This window comes from Veillonella sp. oral taxon 158, from assembly GCF_018376515.1.
In the GTDB taxonomy this organism is placed as follows: Bacteria; Bacillota; Negativicutes; order Veillonellales; family Veillonellaceae; genus Veillonella; species Veillonella rogosae.
The window spans coordinates 33879-49375 of record NZ_JAHABE010000008.1; the positions used below are offsets into that span (position 1 = coordinate 33879).

The window sequence follows — 15497 nt, forward strand, 5'->3', positions numbered from 1 at the left end:
AGTCCCTTTGCTGTTATCTAATTTTATCCTACAAATTGTTGCCAGAACGGCATATACATGTATTCTAGGAATGTCCATACGAGCAGACCTGCTACAGCACCAACGATAGCACCGTTAATACGGATCCAGCTGAGGTCGTCCTCTACCTTAGATTCGATGAAGTAAATAAACTTCTCTGTGCTAAGGCCGCCGAGCACTTGGCGTATGATGGTTTCAATGAGGTCGTAGCCTTGTTCAAGGACATAGACACCTATATCGTGTAATGTAACCTCAATACGGTTTCTAAGGTCTTCAGATTGACCGTATACGGTCCACAATTCAAGGGCGATATTAACTAATACTTGAGCTGGTGTTTCCCCATTTTCATCCCCTACGAGCAATAGTTCTTCTACATACGGGCATAAATGGTTTTCAATGACAGATTCCCAGTCTTGTTCGCGAATCCAACGCTCCCATGCTTCATCGAGGGCATTACAAACTTCGCGATTATCTTCAATATTGCGAATTGGATCTACCCATTGGCGAAGCCATGCAGTCCGTTCAGGACTATTTGGTCGCTTCCAGTTTTCAAGCATAGCATAAGCCTCTTGAACGATAGCCTGTGCCAACTCATGGTAGTTCACCACATCAGTCGCTTCAGACATGGAGATGAGGAAATCAGACCAGAAGCCTTTTCTCTTTTTCTTATGAGCCTCTTCTGCTACAACCGCTGTAAGCCATGTCACCATAGCTGGATGGTTGATACGTTCTTGAATTACGTTCAATACCTGTACAACCATGCTTTCATAGCGATTATGTTCACATAAATCGAGCAATACGTGTTTTAACACAGGTACGAGGGAGTGTTTTTCTAGCAAACCGCGAATGCGTTTCGCCCCCCACTGTGCCCATTCTTCGCTCGTTTGAGATTTCCATAATAGATGCAACCCTTGATGGATTACAAGACGCGCTGCCCGTTGCCCTTCCGGTGATAGCAAGAATTTTTCAAACAATGGAACAAATTCCACATTATTTAACAATACCTTGCAACGATCCTTGGTCAGCATCTTTGTCTCAACCAGCTTGATAACACCATTGATAAGGCGATCTTTATTTCTTGGAATGAGCGCCGTATGGTATGGGAAACCGAGTGGCTTACGGAACAAAGCAGTTACGGCAAACCAGTCGGCTACGCTACCGATAAGGGCAGACTGCACAGCCCAGTAAAGCGGCTGATACCAGCTTTCAGAACCAAAGAAAAATTGACCTACGAAAGCAAAACAGTACAATAGAGCAGTCAAACCAAGAATACCATTTGCGCGCTGCCGCAAGGTGAGGGATTTCAAATAGCTAATCATTTGAGCACCCCCTCTACAAAAATGGTCAAGCCGTAGAAGATGCCGCCTAGGATAGCCCCTACGAGAGAGCCGTTAATACGAACCATTTGGAGGTCGTAATACATTTTACCACGCACGATTTGGGTGATTTCGTCTGGTGAATAACGAGACAATTCCTGCCCTACGACTCTATCGATGAGTGGGTTTAATTTTTGTAACCACGGAATGCTGCGCAACAAGAAGAACCGTTCAAATGGCCCTTGTTTCTCTGGATTTAACAAGATTTCCGTACCGAGCACGTTGAAACGGTCCATAACGATGTCCATGAGACGATTCCAGTCCACAGTATCGCCGTCGATGAGCTTACCTTCCCATTCTTCGAGAACCGTTCTAATCCATTGGTCTTTATGTTCCTCGATAAATGCTTGCCATTCCTTATTAGTTTCCAAATTATTAAAGAATCGAATCGCTTGGCCCCATACGTAACGACCTAGCGCAGAATCGATGGACTCATTTTCCTTGAGGAATTGAACAGCCTTTTTCTGCACCGTTTCCACCAATCGTTCTGGTGAAAGCCCATCCCCACCAAAGGCAATAGCCAGTTCGCGGAAGAAGGAATCCTTCGTATAGGTTTTCATAATGTCTAGCATGACGCGATACAAATAAGGGTACACCTGATTCGATGCGATAACACGCTGACAGGTACGGTTAAAGTAGAGCCAGAAAATACTTGCTGTTTGGCGTTCTAACATGCAGCGGCCAAACAAGATAACGAGAGGCGTCGCCTTCCAGTTCGTAACACCTTTATAAACAGCCTTGTTGATTTCTTGACGCATAGGCTCAATATCCATATGGGATAAGACTTGATTACCTACACCATACAAGATTTCTTTAATCTGACCTTGTCCTACATCACTCATGCCGTATTCAATGATACGAACCATAACGCGTTCTTTTTTGATGGCATAATACATCTGCGGCACACGCAGCAACTCTTCACTGAGCATGGTACGACCTATTTGAATGAGGCGCTCCTTGCTACGCGGCAAGATGGCTGTCTTAAAGGGAATCCCCAAAGGCTTCGTAAAGAGTGCCGTTACCGCATACCAGTCCGCCAAGCCACCAATCATGGCCGCTCCAGATACGTGCATGATAAACGCCCAGAACGTATCCTGTCGTTGTGGATATGCAATTAAAAATATAATAGCCATGACAACCAACAGGGTGGTTGCCACTGGTTTAGTTTTCATCATCACTTGATCCTAACTTACTGAATTACGTATATAGACTCTCCCCATATAACGTAGTGACCTCTAGTGTCACGGACTTTCACAAACTACAAACTGTGAAAGTAGATTTAGAATGTGCATTCGTCGCCATCTTTTTGAGGCGCCCAAATCGGCACATCTCCAAAGAGGGCCTCAAAATACACGGACGGAGTCCATAATGGACCATTTAGATGCATCGGAATAAAGGCTTTTTTCACGTCTACGCGGCGTAAAAACTCAATGCTGCCCCACTCCATAGCGGCTTCGAGACGATTATCGACAGGGAACATCGCCACATCTACAGACAAGCCTTCCAGCTCCTTAAACTCACGCCAAGCCATACGCTTTGCATCTGCATTATTTTCTGGTGTATCACCAAGCCAATGCCACCAATTAAGGTCACCGGCATGGAAGATAGAATCAGAGTCGATGTTAGCCGTATTTGTCTTTACGTAGAACGAACCGCCTTCATCGGTGCTACCATACATATGGATGCCTACATCATCAAGCGTAGCATCTTGGCCAGGGCGCAGGGTAATACATTTCTTCACCTTGCCCTCTAATGGTACATCTTGATGGCAAATATAACGAGTTTGAGGACCATCAAACTCCGTAATAGACGGATTGAAGTGGTCCCCATGAGTGTGGCTCACAAAGAACCAAAGCTCACGACCTCGTTTAGCTAATTGCCAAACTATATTATTAGGATCTTTATAATAATCAAATACATAGCAACGCTTGCCATCATCTACGACAAAGCCACTATGAGCTAAAAAAGTAACATCTAACATTATTATCAATACCTCTAGTTTATTGAGAATTTATATCATTCGTATTGTTTATTATACCATATTTTTATAAAGACAGGGCATGAAAGTAGCGATATAGTTTAGAACAATTCTCTTTAAATGCGACCGGAAGATTTCATATAGTCAATATATTGGTTACCCCAAGTTTCAAGGGACACTAGAACTGTTTTAAAACCTGCCCCTACTTCGGTAAGGCTATATTCAACCTTTGGTGGAATCGTACCGTATACTTCACGGTGTACAAGGCCATCATCCTCTAATTGGCGTAACGCTCTAGTAAGTGTTGCTTGTGTAATTGGGTATAAGCGGCGCTCTAATTCACGGAAACGCACAGGTCCTTCGGCTAATTCGTGCATGATCAATAAAGACCATTTGCCGGCTAATAACTTTTGACTCGTTGCAAAAGGACAGCGGCCCACTAAATCATGAACATTTACGAGTTGCTCTGCCATTGTAATTCTCCTTTTCTATATTGCTTAAGTAGCTCGTTATAACAAAGCTAAACCTCTATAGCTAAGCTCAACTATGTATAGCTATACTACTATTTCCATTTCAAGATTAGAAATATGTTTTTCTAATGTAGTTCAAATCATATCACAAATTTATCGTATTGCAAGCATTTTATAGTATCATTTTTTAGGGTACAAAATTTTTTGAAAAATTTTTGGTCAGTAAATATCATAATTCTATCACTTTTGATAGTACCCATCTAAAATAATTCTACTATTCAAAATAGTGGCACATCTATATAATGAGGATATCAAGTAACAGGAACGACGTGAAGGCACCATTAAAAGAGTCCCAACCATCGCAAAAGATGAGTTACAATTAACAAAATTTAAGGAGGTCATCTATTATGAAACGCATGCCAACATTATTCGTAGGTCATGGAAGTCCTATGATGGCTTTAGAACATACAGAAACAACCAACGCATTTCAAACTATAGGCAAAAACATAATCAATAATTACGGTAAACCAAAAGCTATCTTAGCCATTTCTGCTCACTGGTATGCAGATGGTACCTACATTCAAAGCGCAGAGAATCCAAAACAAATTTATGATATGTATGGATTTCCTCAAGAACTCTACGAAGTTGTATATCCTGCAAAGGGTGACAGCAATTTAACGAAAGAGGTACAAAAATTACTGGATAATTCCGTTTCTATAAATGACACTTGGGGCATCGATCACGGCACGTGGACCGTTTTGGTTCACATGTTCCCTGATGCGTCCATACCAGTGGTGCAATTATCCATTAATAAATACTTAAGCCCTAAAGAAATGTATCAACTAGGTACAAAACTTCAAGTATTACGTGATGAAGGGTATCTCATCATAGGCAGTGGTAATATCGTTCACAATTTAAGCCGCTTGGAATGGGAAAATCCATTGGGCTCCCCTGCTACGATTGAGTTTGACCAATATATTAGTAACGCTGTATTAGAAAACGATGTAAATACTGTCATTAATTACTCCAATCATCCCCAAGCAAGCTATGCTGTGCCTACACCAGATCACTATGTGCCATTGTTATACATTATGGGCGCTAGCGAAGGCTTACATCCAACAGTATTTAACCAAACCTACAACTCAGGCTCCCTATCGATGACAGGATTTATCTTTCAAGATGATCCTCTGAATCCTATATAAACCCAAGACCTACATAGATGCGAACCGATTTTCTAGAAAATTCACTATTTCTATTCACATAAACATCCTACATTACTATATACGCAAAAGAACCGCTAGTTTACTAACTAGCGGTTCTTATTCTTTACCCTACTAAGGACTCGACTAAACGAGCGATTTTAAGAAACAAGGGGGTATTATAAAATAAATATTACGTATCCCCTCAACATTTAGCCATCTATAAAAATTATAATAATGTTTTAATAAAAGCTTCCATTTCCATCGGTTTCACAACAGGCTCGAAGCGCCCTACTACATTACCTTTACGATCTATAACAAACTTAGTAAAATTCCACTTTACCTCATCGTCTTTTAAATAGTTAGGATCAATGCCATTGAGATAGTCTGTAAGCATTTCTGTCTTATCACTAGGTGGGAACCCTTTAAATGGTTGTTCTTTAATCATATATTTGAATAGGTCTAAGGCACTTTCATCACGCACATCAGATTTCCCCATCACAGTAAAAGTAACACCATAATTCAATTTGCAAAAGGATTGGATTTCGTTATTAGAGCCAGGTTCTTCTTCCCCAAATTGGTTTGATGGAACAGCAATAATTTCTAGACCTTGGTCTTTATATTTCTTATAAAGCGCCTCTAACCCATCATATTGATGAGTAAAACCACATTTACTAGCAGTATTAACAATAACAAGCACTTTACCTTCAAAGTCTTTTAAGCTTTGCTCTTCACCAGCTTTATTGAGTAAAGAGTAATCATATACAGTCATGATATGTCTCCTAAAAACATTAATACAATAGATATTATTAACCGATACTATCCCAATAATGTTTTCACATCGTAATTAAATTTTGCCGTTGTTTCAGCAGCTGTTTTTTGCCATTCTGTAGGTGCTGTGCCGTCTTTCTCAAGGAAGAATCCAGAGTCAAGATAGCGAATGATGATATAGTTGGAATCTTTTTGATCAAAGCCATTACCACGACTGAAGTCAATGCCATGTCCTGTATTGCGCGTTACAATGGCTTCCAATAATGGCAACGTAATAGCATTCAAAGTGATTTTCATATCAGGAGAATCAAACATCTTTTTAAGGAATGAGCTAGGCTTTTCTTCCTTGTATACTAAAAGCTTACTAATCGTGCCATTAGATGCACATACTACGCGGCGGATTTCATTAATAGGAATATCTACCTTGCCATTAGAGATAACGCCGTTCTTAATGGTAATTTCTCGTTTCCCCATAATGGAATAATCCAATGGTAATGGAAGAGTATCCAAGTTTGCAGGAAAGTCCGCTGTCAATTTATGACGCGCAAACGCGGCAATAATTGCTTTTGTTTCACGAATGTTGTGACCAGCATTAGATTCTGTACGGTCCGTATCTAAATCTTGGCCTTCCATATTTTTCCAATTGTGGTCTCTAAACATAATCGTATAGTTACTGTTTGAATTTAGATATCTTGTAAGATATAGTTCATTTACATCTTCAAAATCAATGTCAGTTATAACCTGTCCATTTGCATCTTTGCAAAGTACACCATTGTAACTAATTGTTAAAGTACGATTATTACTTTCAAAAACAACGGGATTTGTGTCGAATACAGAAATCATAGCCCTCTCCTTTTCACGACTCTAAACACAATTACACTTGTACAGATCAAGTGCATGCACTCAATACATTGATTAAATATATTGATTAAATATATTAATCAAATACTATCAACTTAATCATACACCTTCTATATAATTTTAAACAACTACTATATTTTTCTGACAATCTATATTCTAAATTATCTGACAAACACTACATGCTTTCACCAATATATTTACAAAAGATATATTTACAAAAGATATATTTACAATAGATATCAAACAATATCTGTATAAAGCAAAAAAGCTGATTCCGAAAAATCAGCTTTTTATATTTCATTGAATCGTTCAAATGAAGTTATTGTGGAAATTAGATGCTTTCAACAGCAGTGATTGCAGCAACCTCTACAATGTCTTGAGCGGAGCAACCGCGGGAAAGGTCATGGATAGGAGCCGCCAAACCTTGAATCAATGGACCAATAGCTTCAGCATCAGCGAAACGTTGAACCAATTTGTAACCAATGTTAGCAGATTGAAGATCAGGGAAGATCAAGATGTTAGCTTTACCAGCTACCTCAGAGCCAGGAGCTTTTCTTTCTGCTACGGAAGGAACGATGGAAGCGTCCAATTGTAATTCGCCGTCGAATTTGAAGTCTACATTACGTTCTTTCAAAATGTTAACAGCTTCTACTACTTTGTCTACTTCTGGAGTGGAAGCGGAACCTTTAGTGGAGAAGGACAACATGGATACGCGAGGATCAGCCATACCAACAACTTTGCGAGCTTTTTCTACAGTGGATTCTGCGATATCAGCTAATTGTTCGCTAGTTGGGTTAGGCAATACGCCACAGTCGGAGAAGATGAGTACGCCATCATCACCATATTCTTTTTTATTTGTGAACATAACCATTGTGGAAGATACAGTTTTAAGGCCTGGTTTAGTGCCTACAACTTGTAATGCAGCACGCAATACGTTTGCAGTTGGGCAAGCGGAACCAGCAACCATGCCGTCTACTTCGCCAAGACGAACAAGCATAGCGCCGAAGAACAAGCAGTCGCCTTTCATAGTTGCGTCAGCTTTTTCAGGAGTCATACCTTTTTTAGCGCGCAATTCTACGAATGTATCAACCATTTCTTTGTAACGAGGGTAGTTAGCTGGATCGATAATTTCAGCACCTTCGATGGATACGCCAGCAGCTTTAGCAGCTTCAGCGATTTCAGCTGGGTTACCTACTAATACAGGTGTACAGAAACCTTCTTTTAAAATAGTTTCAGTAGCTACCAAAACGCGTTCGTCTTGGTACTCTGGCAATACGACTTTTTTACCTAATGGTTTTACTTGGTTTTTCAAATTTTGAATTAAATCCACGATTTTTGCCTCCTTAACATTGGCATTACGCCATATCAATACTATTATTATAGCAAGTTAACGGGTCTCTAACAACCATTCTAGAACATTTCGTTTTTGAATTCCGTCATAATTTGCATTTTTATTTAGTTCATCTAAGGTAAGCAAAAACTTAGGATATTGATCATTGATAGCCTCCAGAGGCGCGAGTTCACGATTTAACGTATTTGGATCGAGCACAGTTTCACTAACCTGATAATATTCAATAATGCCAGCTTTTTCTGCGACAAAATCAATCTCACCCTTAGCCAGCTGACCTACATATACAGTATATCCGCGACGTATGAGCTCTAGAAAAACAATATTTTCTAATATATGACCTGTATCGCGGCCTGTACTACCAACAATCAAATTCCTCAAGGTTGCATCAACACTATAATATTTTGCATTAATGCGTAGTAATTCTTTACCTCGTACATCATAGCGGTTCACCTTGTATAGTAACAAACTATCTTGTAATCCTTGTAAATATCGTTCTACCGTTTTATTATCAATCTTTCGGCCAGCACTAACAAGAGATTTAGCTATTTTATTTGGTGAAAGCAAGCTCCCCACATTCGCCATAATATATCGCACAATATCTTGTAAAATCGTAACATCATTAATTTTTAATCGAGCTACTACATCATGTAATAACAAGGTATTAAAGAGCCCTCGAAGATATTCTTGAATATCAAAATCTTCGCCACCCAATTGTTGTGTATAAGGGAACGAGCTTTCACGAAGATACGCCTCGTAGGCAGGAATCAAGGAGTACTGCTGTTCTTCATATTTACTATAGTAAAATTCAGCAAAGGACAATGGTAACATCTGAATTTCTACATATCGACCAGTCAATAGTGTAGCAATATCAGAAGACATAAAATATGCATTTGAACCTGTAATGTAAATATCCGTGTTCTCTTTTACAAATAAGCTATCTACAACACGATGAAATTGATCGACATGTTGAATCTCGTCAAGAAAAATATAGTTCATTTGATTAGGCTGCATTTGATTTAATATATATTGATACAGCACATGATACTCTCGTAAAGGTTCGTATTCTAACTCCTCAAAATTTATAGATATAATCTGTTCCGGTTTTACTCCCTCTGCTAGTAGTTCATCCTTAAACAGACGAAACAATGTCGATTTACCGCAACGACGTATGCCAGAAACGACTTTAATAATAGACCGTTCACGATTCCGTCGCAAAAACTCTATATACCCATGGCGCTGAATCAACTTCATAAGGGCCTCCTCATCTATGTACGTGCTCATAGATGGAACCCAATTACTGTTATTGTCAGTCATCATATCGACCACCTGCAAAACTTGGATTCCATTCCAACTTTACAATAATATTACCATAAAGTTGGATTTCATTCCAAAGTTTTATCATATAGATATGTAATTTGGATTTCATTCCTATAATTAATCTAATAAATTATAATACCTCACCTCTATTCGTTCTTATACCAAAGAAGATATATAGCTTTCATTGAACTCTAATCTTATAAAAAGATGCGCAATATGCAAACCATGGAAATCATTATCATCAATGAATCTTTAGGCTTCTAATAGCTTGTGGACCATTGAGAAAGTCTTGAATACTCAACTGCCCTAGTCCATTGACGACTCTATAAATCGTAGACCATCTAGGGTCGATGGCACCACTTTCAAGATCACTTATATAAGATTGAGCTAGACCTGATTTATCTGCTAATTGATACTGTGTCATGCCCAATTGTCTGCGCCAAAGTAAAATTAATACTCCTAGCTTGTGAACTTCTTGTCGAACCTGTATATCACGACAACATAGGATAGGATTCATACCAACCTCTATCTACTTTCACACTCAACACATGCTTATGACCTAACTATAACGATTAACTGTTGGCGCTGACTAGTAGCAGTTGAAAAGCGATAACGTAAAAGCCTTAATAAAAACTAACATCCACAGTAGTTCTATTAAGGCTTTTTTCTACGTCTATTAAGTTATGTCCGATTTCATCAATTCGTGGAATTTTAGTATATCTAGGAAGAGTTAAGGCTAAAAATACAGGTATTGCACGCAACAAACTCAGTGTTTATAAGCATTTATCGTGACTTCTATACATTATCTATACAGGAAAGGCAAATTTGAATTCTAATATCATCCTATATTAGCCTACATCATAATAGGTACATATATGCATTTCCGCTCCACTTTTACCTTAATCTGAAAACAATAATAAAACACTGCTAAAACAATATAAGGATTAAGACCTTATAGTAAAAAAATATTCAAATCCTTATAGTAAAAAGGGCCTATACTAAGTATAGACCCCTTAGATTATCTCTATAAGATTATTCAGTAATGCTATCTTGCGCTTTTTTGATTTCCATGTATTTAACCATGCCGTCAACAGCTTTTTTAGCTTCACGCATAGCGAGTACTACAGTAGCAGGTTTATGTACTACGTCACCGCCAGCGAATACGCCTTTACGGTTAGTCATACCATATGGATCCTCTGCAGTAATGATGTAGCCTTTATCGTCTACTTGTAGGTTATTACCTTCACCGATGAGACGAGCATTTGGTTTATGACCAGCAGCGATGATAATTTTATCTACAGGCATAACTTGGAAGTTACCTGTGCCATGGATACCTGCACCATCGTCGTTAAGCGCCATGACTTCGTATTTGAAGCCTTCTACTTTATCTTTGCCTTCTACAGCTACTGGAGAAGCGAACCATTGGAATTGAACACCTTCAGCACGTGCTTCTTCGTATTCAGACAACAATGCTGGCATTTGTTCTTGACTACGACGATACGCTACAGTTACGGATTCGGCGCCTAAACGTACACATGTACGAGCCGCATCCATCGCTACGTTACCACCACCGATGATAATGACACGATCACCTTTTTTCACAGGAATTAGAGACTCATCAAGATCGCCGTTCTCTACTAATTGTACATTCGTCAACAAGTACATCGCTTGGAATACGCCGTGTACTTCATCGTTTTCCATACGTACTTCTTGAGGAATATGAGTACCAGTACCGATAAAGATGGAATCAAAGCCTTCAGCAAAAAGATCATCCAATGTTTTATCTTGACCGATAAATATATTACATACGAATTTAACCCCTAAACCTTCAAGACGAGCGATTTCACGACGTACAACAGATTTAGACAAACGGAATTCTGGAATACCGAATAAGAGTACGCCACCTGGTTCAGATTGGCCTTCAAATACAGTTACATTATAACCAAGTTTAGCCATATCGCCTGCGACGGACAAACCTGCAGGACCAGAACCTACTACAGCTACATTACCAAGATTTTGTTGGATTTTCTTAGGTTTGCGAAGTTCATTGATGCTTTCAAAGTCAGCAGCAAAGCGTTCCAATTTACCGATATTGATAGGCGGTTTTTTCGCCTTGTTCATAATACAATTGCCTTCACATTGATTTTCACGTGGACATACGCGACCACAAATGGATGGCAAGTTGGTCCGTTCTGCCAAAATATCGTTGGCTAAACCAAAGTTACCGTGTGCGATGGCTTGGATGAAACGAGGAATTTCGTTTTCAATAGGACAACCCATTTGGCACAATGGTCTTGGACAATTGAGACAACGTTTCGCCTCAGCGAGCGCCTCCTCCATCGTATAATCCGCATCAAAATGTAGTGGTTTTAATTCGTTACTCATGGCACATGCCTCCTAACAAGGATCCAGTACTATACTTATACAGCGTTGCATGCACCTAAACATTCCGATGAGCCCTCTCACATAGGTATGCCGCCACATGCTGCTAACATTTATCTTTTGTAACCATTCGATAGACGTGTGGTCACTGGTCAGACACACACTATTCTATAGTATATTCTAAATTGTGAAAGTCGAAACCGTCAAGCAAATCTCATAGGTTGTGTATACGGATATAGGCCCTATTCATGCAAGGATTGCATAGAAAAAGAGGTACCCATTTTAATCGTTTACTATTTACCTTTAAGGGTACGATCGAAGAAGTCATTAATGATGTTTACCAAAACTAGTGTCAACTTTTACATAATCCCGTTAACATGTATACTAATAAGAGATACATAAATAGTGAAATAGTTCCTATCTTGGCTTGAAGAAGAAAAACAGCTATTAAAAGAACAGCTCCACAAGTAATATTCCTATGAATTCAATATTCTAATGAATTGAATATTTCAAAAAAATATTCTTTATATGAGGCCAATTATGAATCCAGCCGAATTTACATCAACTTATTATATCGATCGCCGTGGGTCGTACTCCCGCAAATGGGACGGCCAGCATTTAAAATTTAATCGCACTGACTTATTGCCTCTATGGGTGGCCGATATGGACTTTATGCCTCCTCAATGTGTTCAAGAGGCTATTTGTAACTATGTGAAAGCCAATCCTTTAGGCTACACAATGACAAATCCCAAGTATCTTGAAGCAGTGATAGATTGGTATAAGCGGCGCCACAACTGTATACTTTCAAAAGACTGGCTCACCAGCGCGCCAAATGTCATTACAGGCATTATGTGGTGTATTGGAGCTTTCACAAAAACAAATGATGCCATCGCAGTCCTCACGCCCGTATATGGTGCATTCGACACGAGCGCCAGCGATGCACAGCGTCAAATCATCGCCGTTCCTATGAGTCGCGACGAAGATAATCGCTATTCTGTTGATTATGAGGCCTTTGAAGCGGCTATCATCAAGCACGAAATCAAATTATTCATCCACTGCAATCCTCACAATCCCGTAGGTCATGTGTGGACTGAAAGCGAGATGGATCAACTATTTAGCATTTGTAAGCGTCACGGGGTACTCATCATTAGCGATGAAATTCATCAAGACCTCGTTGCGGGCCCTCTTCCTTTTACCTCTGCCTTAACCATATCTAACGGAGCCTACGCAAATAACATCATCGCCATGTCTTCTCTGTCAAAATCGTTTAATATGGCTAGTTTGCACCACGCAGAGGTCATCATCCCTAACGAGGAGCTACGAATCCAATACAATGCCTTCAAAGGGCTTGTATACCATACTGATTCGGACGTCATTGCCGAAACAGCTATTACAGCGGCCTACACCCATCCAGAGGCTGAAAAATGGCTTGCTGATTTGCTTGCGGTAGTAAAAGAAAACTATGAGTATATGTGCAGCCAACTCCTGCACTCGCTGCCTGAACTCCGCATCAGCCCTATGGATGGCACCTATTTAGCGTGGATTGATTTTGGCGCCTATGTGAAAGCTGAAAACATGCATAATATATTCGAAAATCAATGTGGTATCGCCCCTAGCTTTGGCGAGTGGTTCGGTGGTAAAAGCTACGCTACCTTTGTTCGGCTCAATTTAGCAACGAGCCTAGAAAACATTAAAATAGCCACAAATAGTATACTTCAACACGTACCTCCGAACGACTAATAGTATAATTCAACATGTACATCCATAGGATGTATACTATAGTGCATGCTAAAAAGGCTGCTCTAGCATCATTCAATGTTAGAGCAGCCTCTTTCTGTTATTAGTTAATACTATTAGTTTATACAACATATCGATATTGCAGTTTACATATGTTTGTATTCTAATTTCGCCGTATTGCACGATTGGCATTACATAGGATTTTATTTAATTCTTGCGAAGTATTCCTTAGCAAATTGCATATCTTGTACTAGTTCTAATGTGCCAAGGTAGTTATTGTTTTGATCGCGTACCGCCATGTAGTTTACATAGAATGGACGACCTACCTTTTCAAGCCAAACTGCCACGTTATCACGTTCACCATTGCGGAAGGACTCGATGATACCACGTACAATTGGCTCTACCTTTGGAGGATGGCAAGAGAACACATCTCTACCGATAGCTGTTGTAGGGCGTTTGAATACCTTTTCACCATCATTGAAATAACGGTTAATATCTACATGGTCAACGAAAGTGATTTCCATCGGCATTGTATTAAGCATAGCGTCTAATTGTTCTAGCGTTAAACTACCACCGATTAAAGCGATAGTATTGCTATCACCACTTGTCGGTGCTGCTTTAGCAGCTAGTGCAGACTCAGCCTCTGTCCAAGCAACGCGTTCTACGCCGAAGATTTCTTCATATTGTTCAGTATCTTTGTAAATTTGGTACCATTCTTCAGTACTAAAGTTCTCTGCACAGATTGGGAACAAGATATTTTGCTCTTTGTAGATCATCTCTTGAGCACGTGTAAGAAGACCATCAAACTCTTCGTACCAAGCATCATCAATAGACTCAGCACGAGCTAGACGACCAAAGCCATCGCGAATATCGCCATCAACAGTCCACATAACCAAGGATGGACCAGAGATATCGTAAGCTACTTTCAAATGAGGATATAAAAGGTCGCCCTTCTTAGCGTAGTGAATAGATACTTGGCGTACTTCGTTTACATCATCTACAGTAGCCGTTTTGCTAGCCACTTTAACCTTTGTAGCTTCAATCAAAGCATCGAGAGCTTTGTTTTCTTCTGTTAAGCGGTTAAGCGGATGACCTACCGTTTCCACTAAAGTTACTACGCTTTGGCTTTTTTCTTGTGCTTCTAGTACAGCCTCTACCTTAGCGTGTTCCGCATCCATTTGTTCATGGATAGTGGAGCCATGGAACAGTGCAGAGTGAAGGTCACATAATTGTTGAACCTCAGCCAATGGCGTACCTTCACGCATGAGACCTTGCTCAGCTTTCATGATTTCACTAGCCTCTACATGAGCAAATTGACTAACAAAATCTTCACGAACCGCACCAAGCTCCTCACCTGTACCTAAACGTTTCAAGAAGCTTTTTAATTGCTCTACGCGCTCGCTATCTTGCACTGTATCGTGAACGGAATCGTCAGTTTTATTTTCGGAGTTTTCCTGAGTCTTAGATGCTACAGCATTAGCAGATGTTTCTACAGACTCAGCCTTTACAGCTGTAGCAGCTGCAGTAGGTGCAGTAGGTGCAGTAGATGCAGAATTTACAGCAGCTACGCCGCTAGGAGGCATGCTCGCACCTTGAGTGTCATCGCTAGATAAGTTTGGCATGTCACCAGTCAAAGTAAAACCAGCTTTCATGAAAGCGCCTACGATATCGATCATGGATACGCCTTTCATCTTAGCCCCTTTCGGGATAGTCATGATTTTACCAACAGAGTTCAACATCACCTTATTTGTGATTTCGCTGAACCCTAATTCTTTCATAATATCTACTACTTCAGGATATTCTGTTACCAAATCATATACAGATTTGGATAAATCTAATTTCTTTTCCATTTTGATCCCCTCGTGTCAAAAACTCTATTCATATACTAATTATAAGCCTATACGATACGTATATAAGGCTGTTCTAATATCATGTAACAGGTCTATATTCATAACCTATGACTCTATAATAAACGATATCGATTATTAAATCTGTATCCATGGCTATACTTTTGAAAGTAGTTCCTAAAATTTCTAT

At 39.7% G+C, this 15497-nt stretch carries 13 protein-coding genes; 2 read left to right on the forward strand and 11 right to left on the reverse strand.

All coding sequences use genetic code 11. The annotated features are described in order from the left end of the window. Nucleotides 1–23: 23 nt before the first annotated feature. From KH364_RS06170 to KH364_RS06185, 4 genes are all read right to left on the reverse strand, one after another. On the reverse strand, nucleotides 24–1337 hold the full coding sequence (locus tag KH364_RS06170; protein ID WP_273298983.1) for a DUF445 domain-containing protein: 1314 nt from the start codon (nucleotides 1335–1337) through the stop codon (nucleotides 24–26). Continuing rightward, a complete protein-coding gene (locus KH364_RS06175; RefSeq protein ID WP_273298984.1) occupies nucleotides 1334–2569 on the reverse strand; it encodes a DUF445 family protein in 1236 nt (411 codons plus the stop codon). Before KH364_RS06175 ends, KH364_RS06170 begins: the two co-directional genes overlap by 4 nt. A 104-nt stretch (nucleotides 2570–2673) precedes the next feature. Continuing rightward, a complete protein-coding gene (locus KH364_RS06180) occupies nucleotides 2674–3375 on the reverse strand; it encodes an MBL fold metallo-hydrolase (protein WP_273298985.1) in 702 nt (233 codons plus the stop codon). Nucleotides 3376–3488: 113 nt separating this feature from the next. Beyond that, complete coding sequence (locus KH364_RS06185; RefSeq protein WP_273298986.1) at nucleotides 3489–3845, reverse strand: helix-turn-helix domain-containing protein; 357 nt, start codon at nucleotides 3843–3845, stop codon at nucleotides 3489–3491. A gap of 404 nt (nucleotides 3846–4249) precedes the next feature. On the opposite strand from KH364_RS06185, the gene ygiD reads away from it, so the two are divergent. Continuing rightward, entirely contained in the window at nucleotides 4250–5044 is a 795-nt protein-coding gene (gene ygiD / locus KH364_RS06190) for a 4,5-DOPA dioxygenase extradiol (protein WP_273298987.1), read from the forward strand. Between the two features lie 226 nt (nucleotides 5045–5270). Here the strand turns inward: ygiD and KH364_RS06195 are convergent, their stop codons facing one another. The 6 genes from KH364_RS06195 to KH364_RS06220 all read right to left on the reverse strand — a co-directional run bounded on the left by KH364_RS06195 (nucleotide 5271) and on the right by KH364_RS06220 (nucleotide 11726). Beyond that, nucleotides 5271–5813 (reverse strand): glutathione peroxidase, encoded by a 543-nt coding sequence (locus KH364_RS06195; protein ID WP_273298988.1) that lies wholly within the window; start codon nucleotides 5811–5813, stop codon nucleotides 5271–5273. A gap of 47 nt (nucleotides 5814–5860) precedes the next feature. Then, a complete protein-coding gene (locus KH364_RS06200; protein ID WP_273298989.1) occupies nucleotides 5861–6655 on the reverse strand; it encodes a hypothetical protein in 795 nt (264 codons plus the stop codon). A 349-nt stretch (nucleotides 6656–7004) separates the two neighbouring features. Then, nucleotides 7005–8003, reverse strand: coding sequence for a phosphate acetyltransferase (pta, locus tag KH364_RS06205; RefSeq protein ID WP_273298990.1), 999 nt, complete (start codon nucleotides 8001–8003; stop codon nucleotides 7005–7007). A gap of 57 nt (nucleotides 8004–8060) precedes the next feature. After that, a complete protein-coding gene (locus KH364_RS06210) occupies nucleotides 8061–9275 on the reverse strand; it encodes an ATP-binding protein (RefSeq protein WP_273298991.1) in 1215 nt (404 codons plus the stop codon). A 307-nt stretch (nucleotides 9276–9582) separates the two neighbouring features. Further along, the gene (locus KH364_RS06215; RefSeq protein WP_273298992.1) at nucleotides 9583–9858 is read right to left on the reverse strand and encodes a helix-turn-helix domain-containing protein; all 276 of its coding nucleotides are present in this window, start codon (nucleotides 9856–9858) and stop codon (nucleotides 9583–9585) included. A gap of 515 nt (nucleotides 9859–10373) precedes the next feature. Further along, entirely contained in the window at nucleotides 10374–11726 is a 1353-nt protein-coding gene (locus KH364_RS06220; protein WP_009352305.1) for an NAD(P)-dependent oxidoreductase, read from the reverse strand. Nucleotides 11727–12263: 537 nt separating this feature from the next. On the opposite strand from KH364_RS06220, the gene KH364_RS06225 reads away from it, so the two are divergent. Beyond that, a complete protein-coding gene (locus tag KH364_RS06225) occupies nucleotides 12264–13463 on the forward strand; it encodes an aminotransferase class I/II-fold pyridoxal phosphate-dependent enzyme (RefSeq protein WP_273298993.1) in 1200 nt (399 codons plus the stop codon). Nucleotides 13464–13663: 200 nt separating this feature from the next. On the opposite strand, the gene KH364_RS06230 is transcribed toward KH364_RS06225, so the two are convergent. Continuing rightward, nucleotides 13664–15310 (reverse strand): DUF438 domain-containing protein, encoded by a 1647-nt coding sequence (locus KH364_RS06230; protein WP_273298994.1) that lies wholly within the window; start codon nucleotides 15308–15310, stop codon nucleotides 13664–13666. Nucleotides 15311–15497 lie beyond the last annotated feature (187 nt).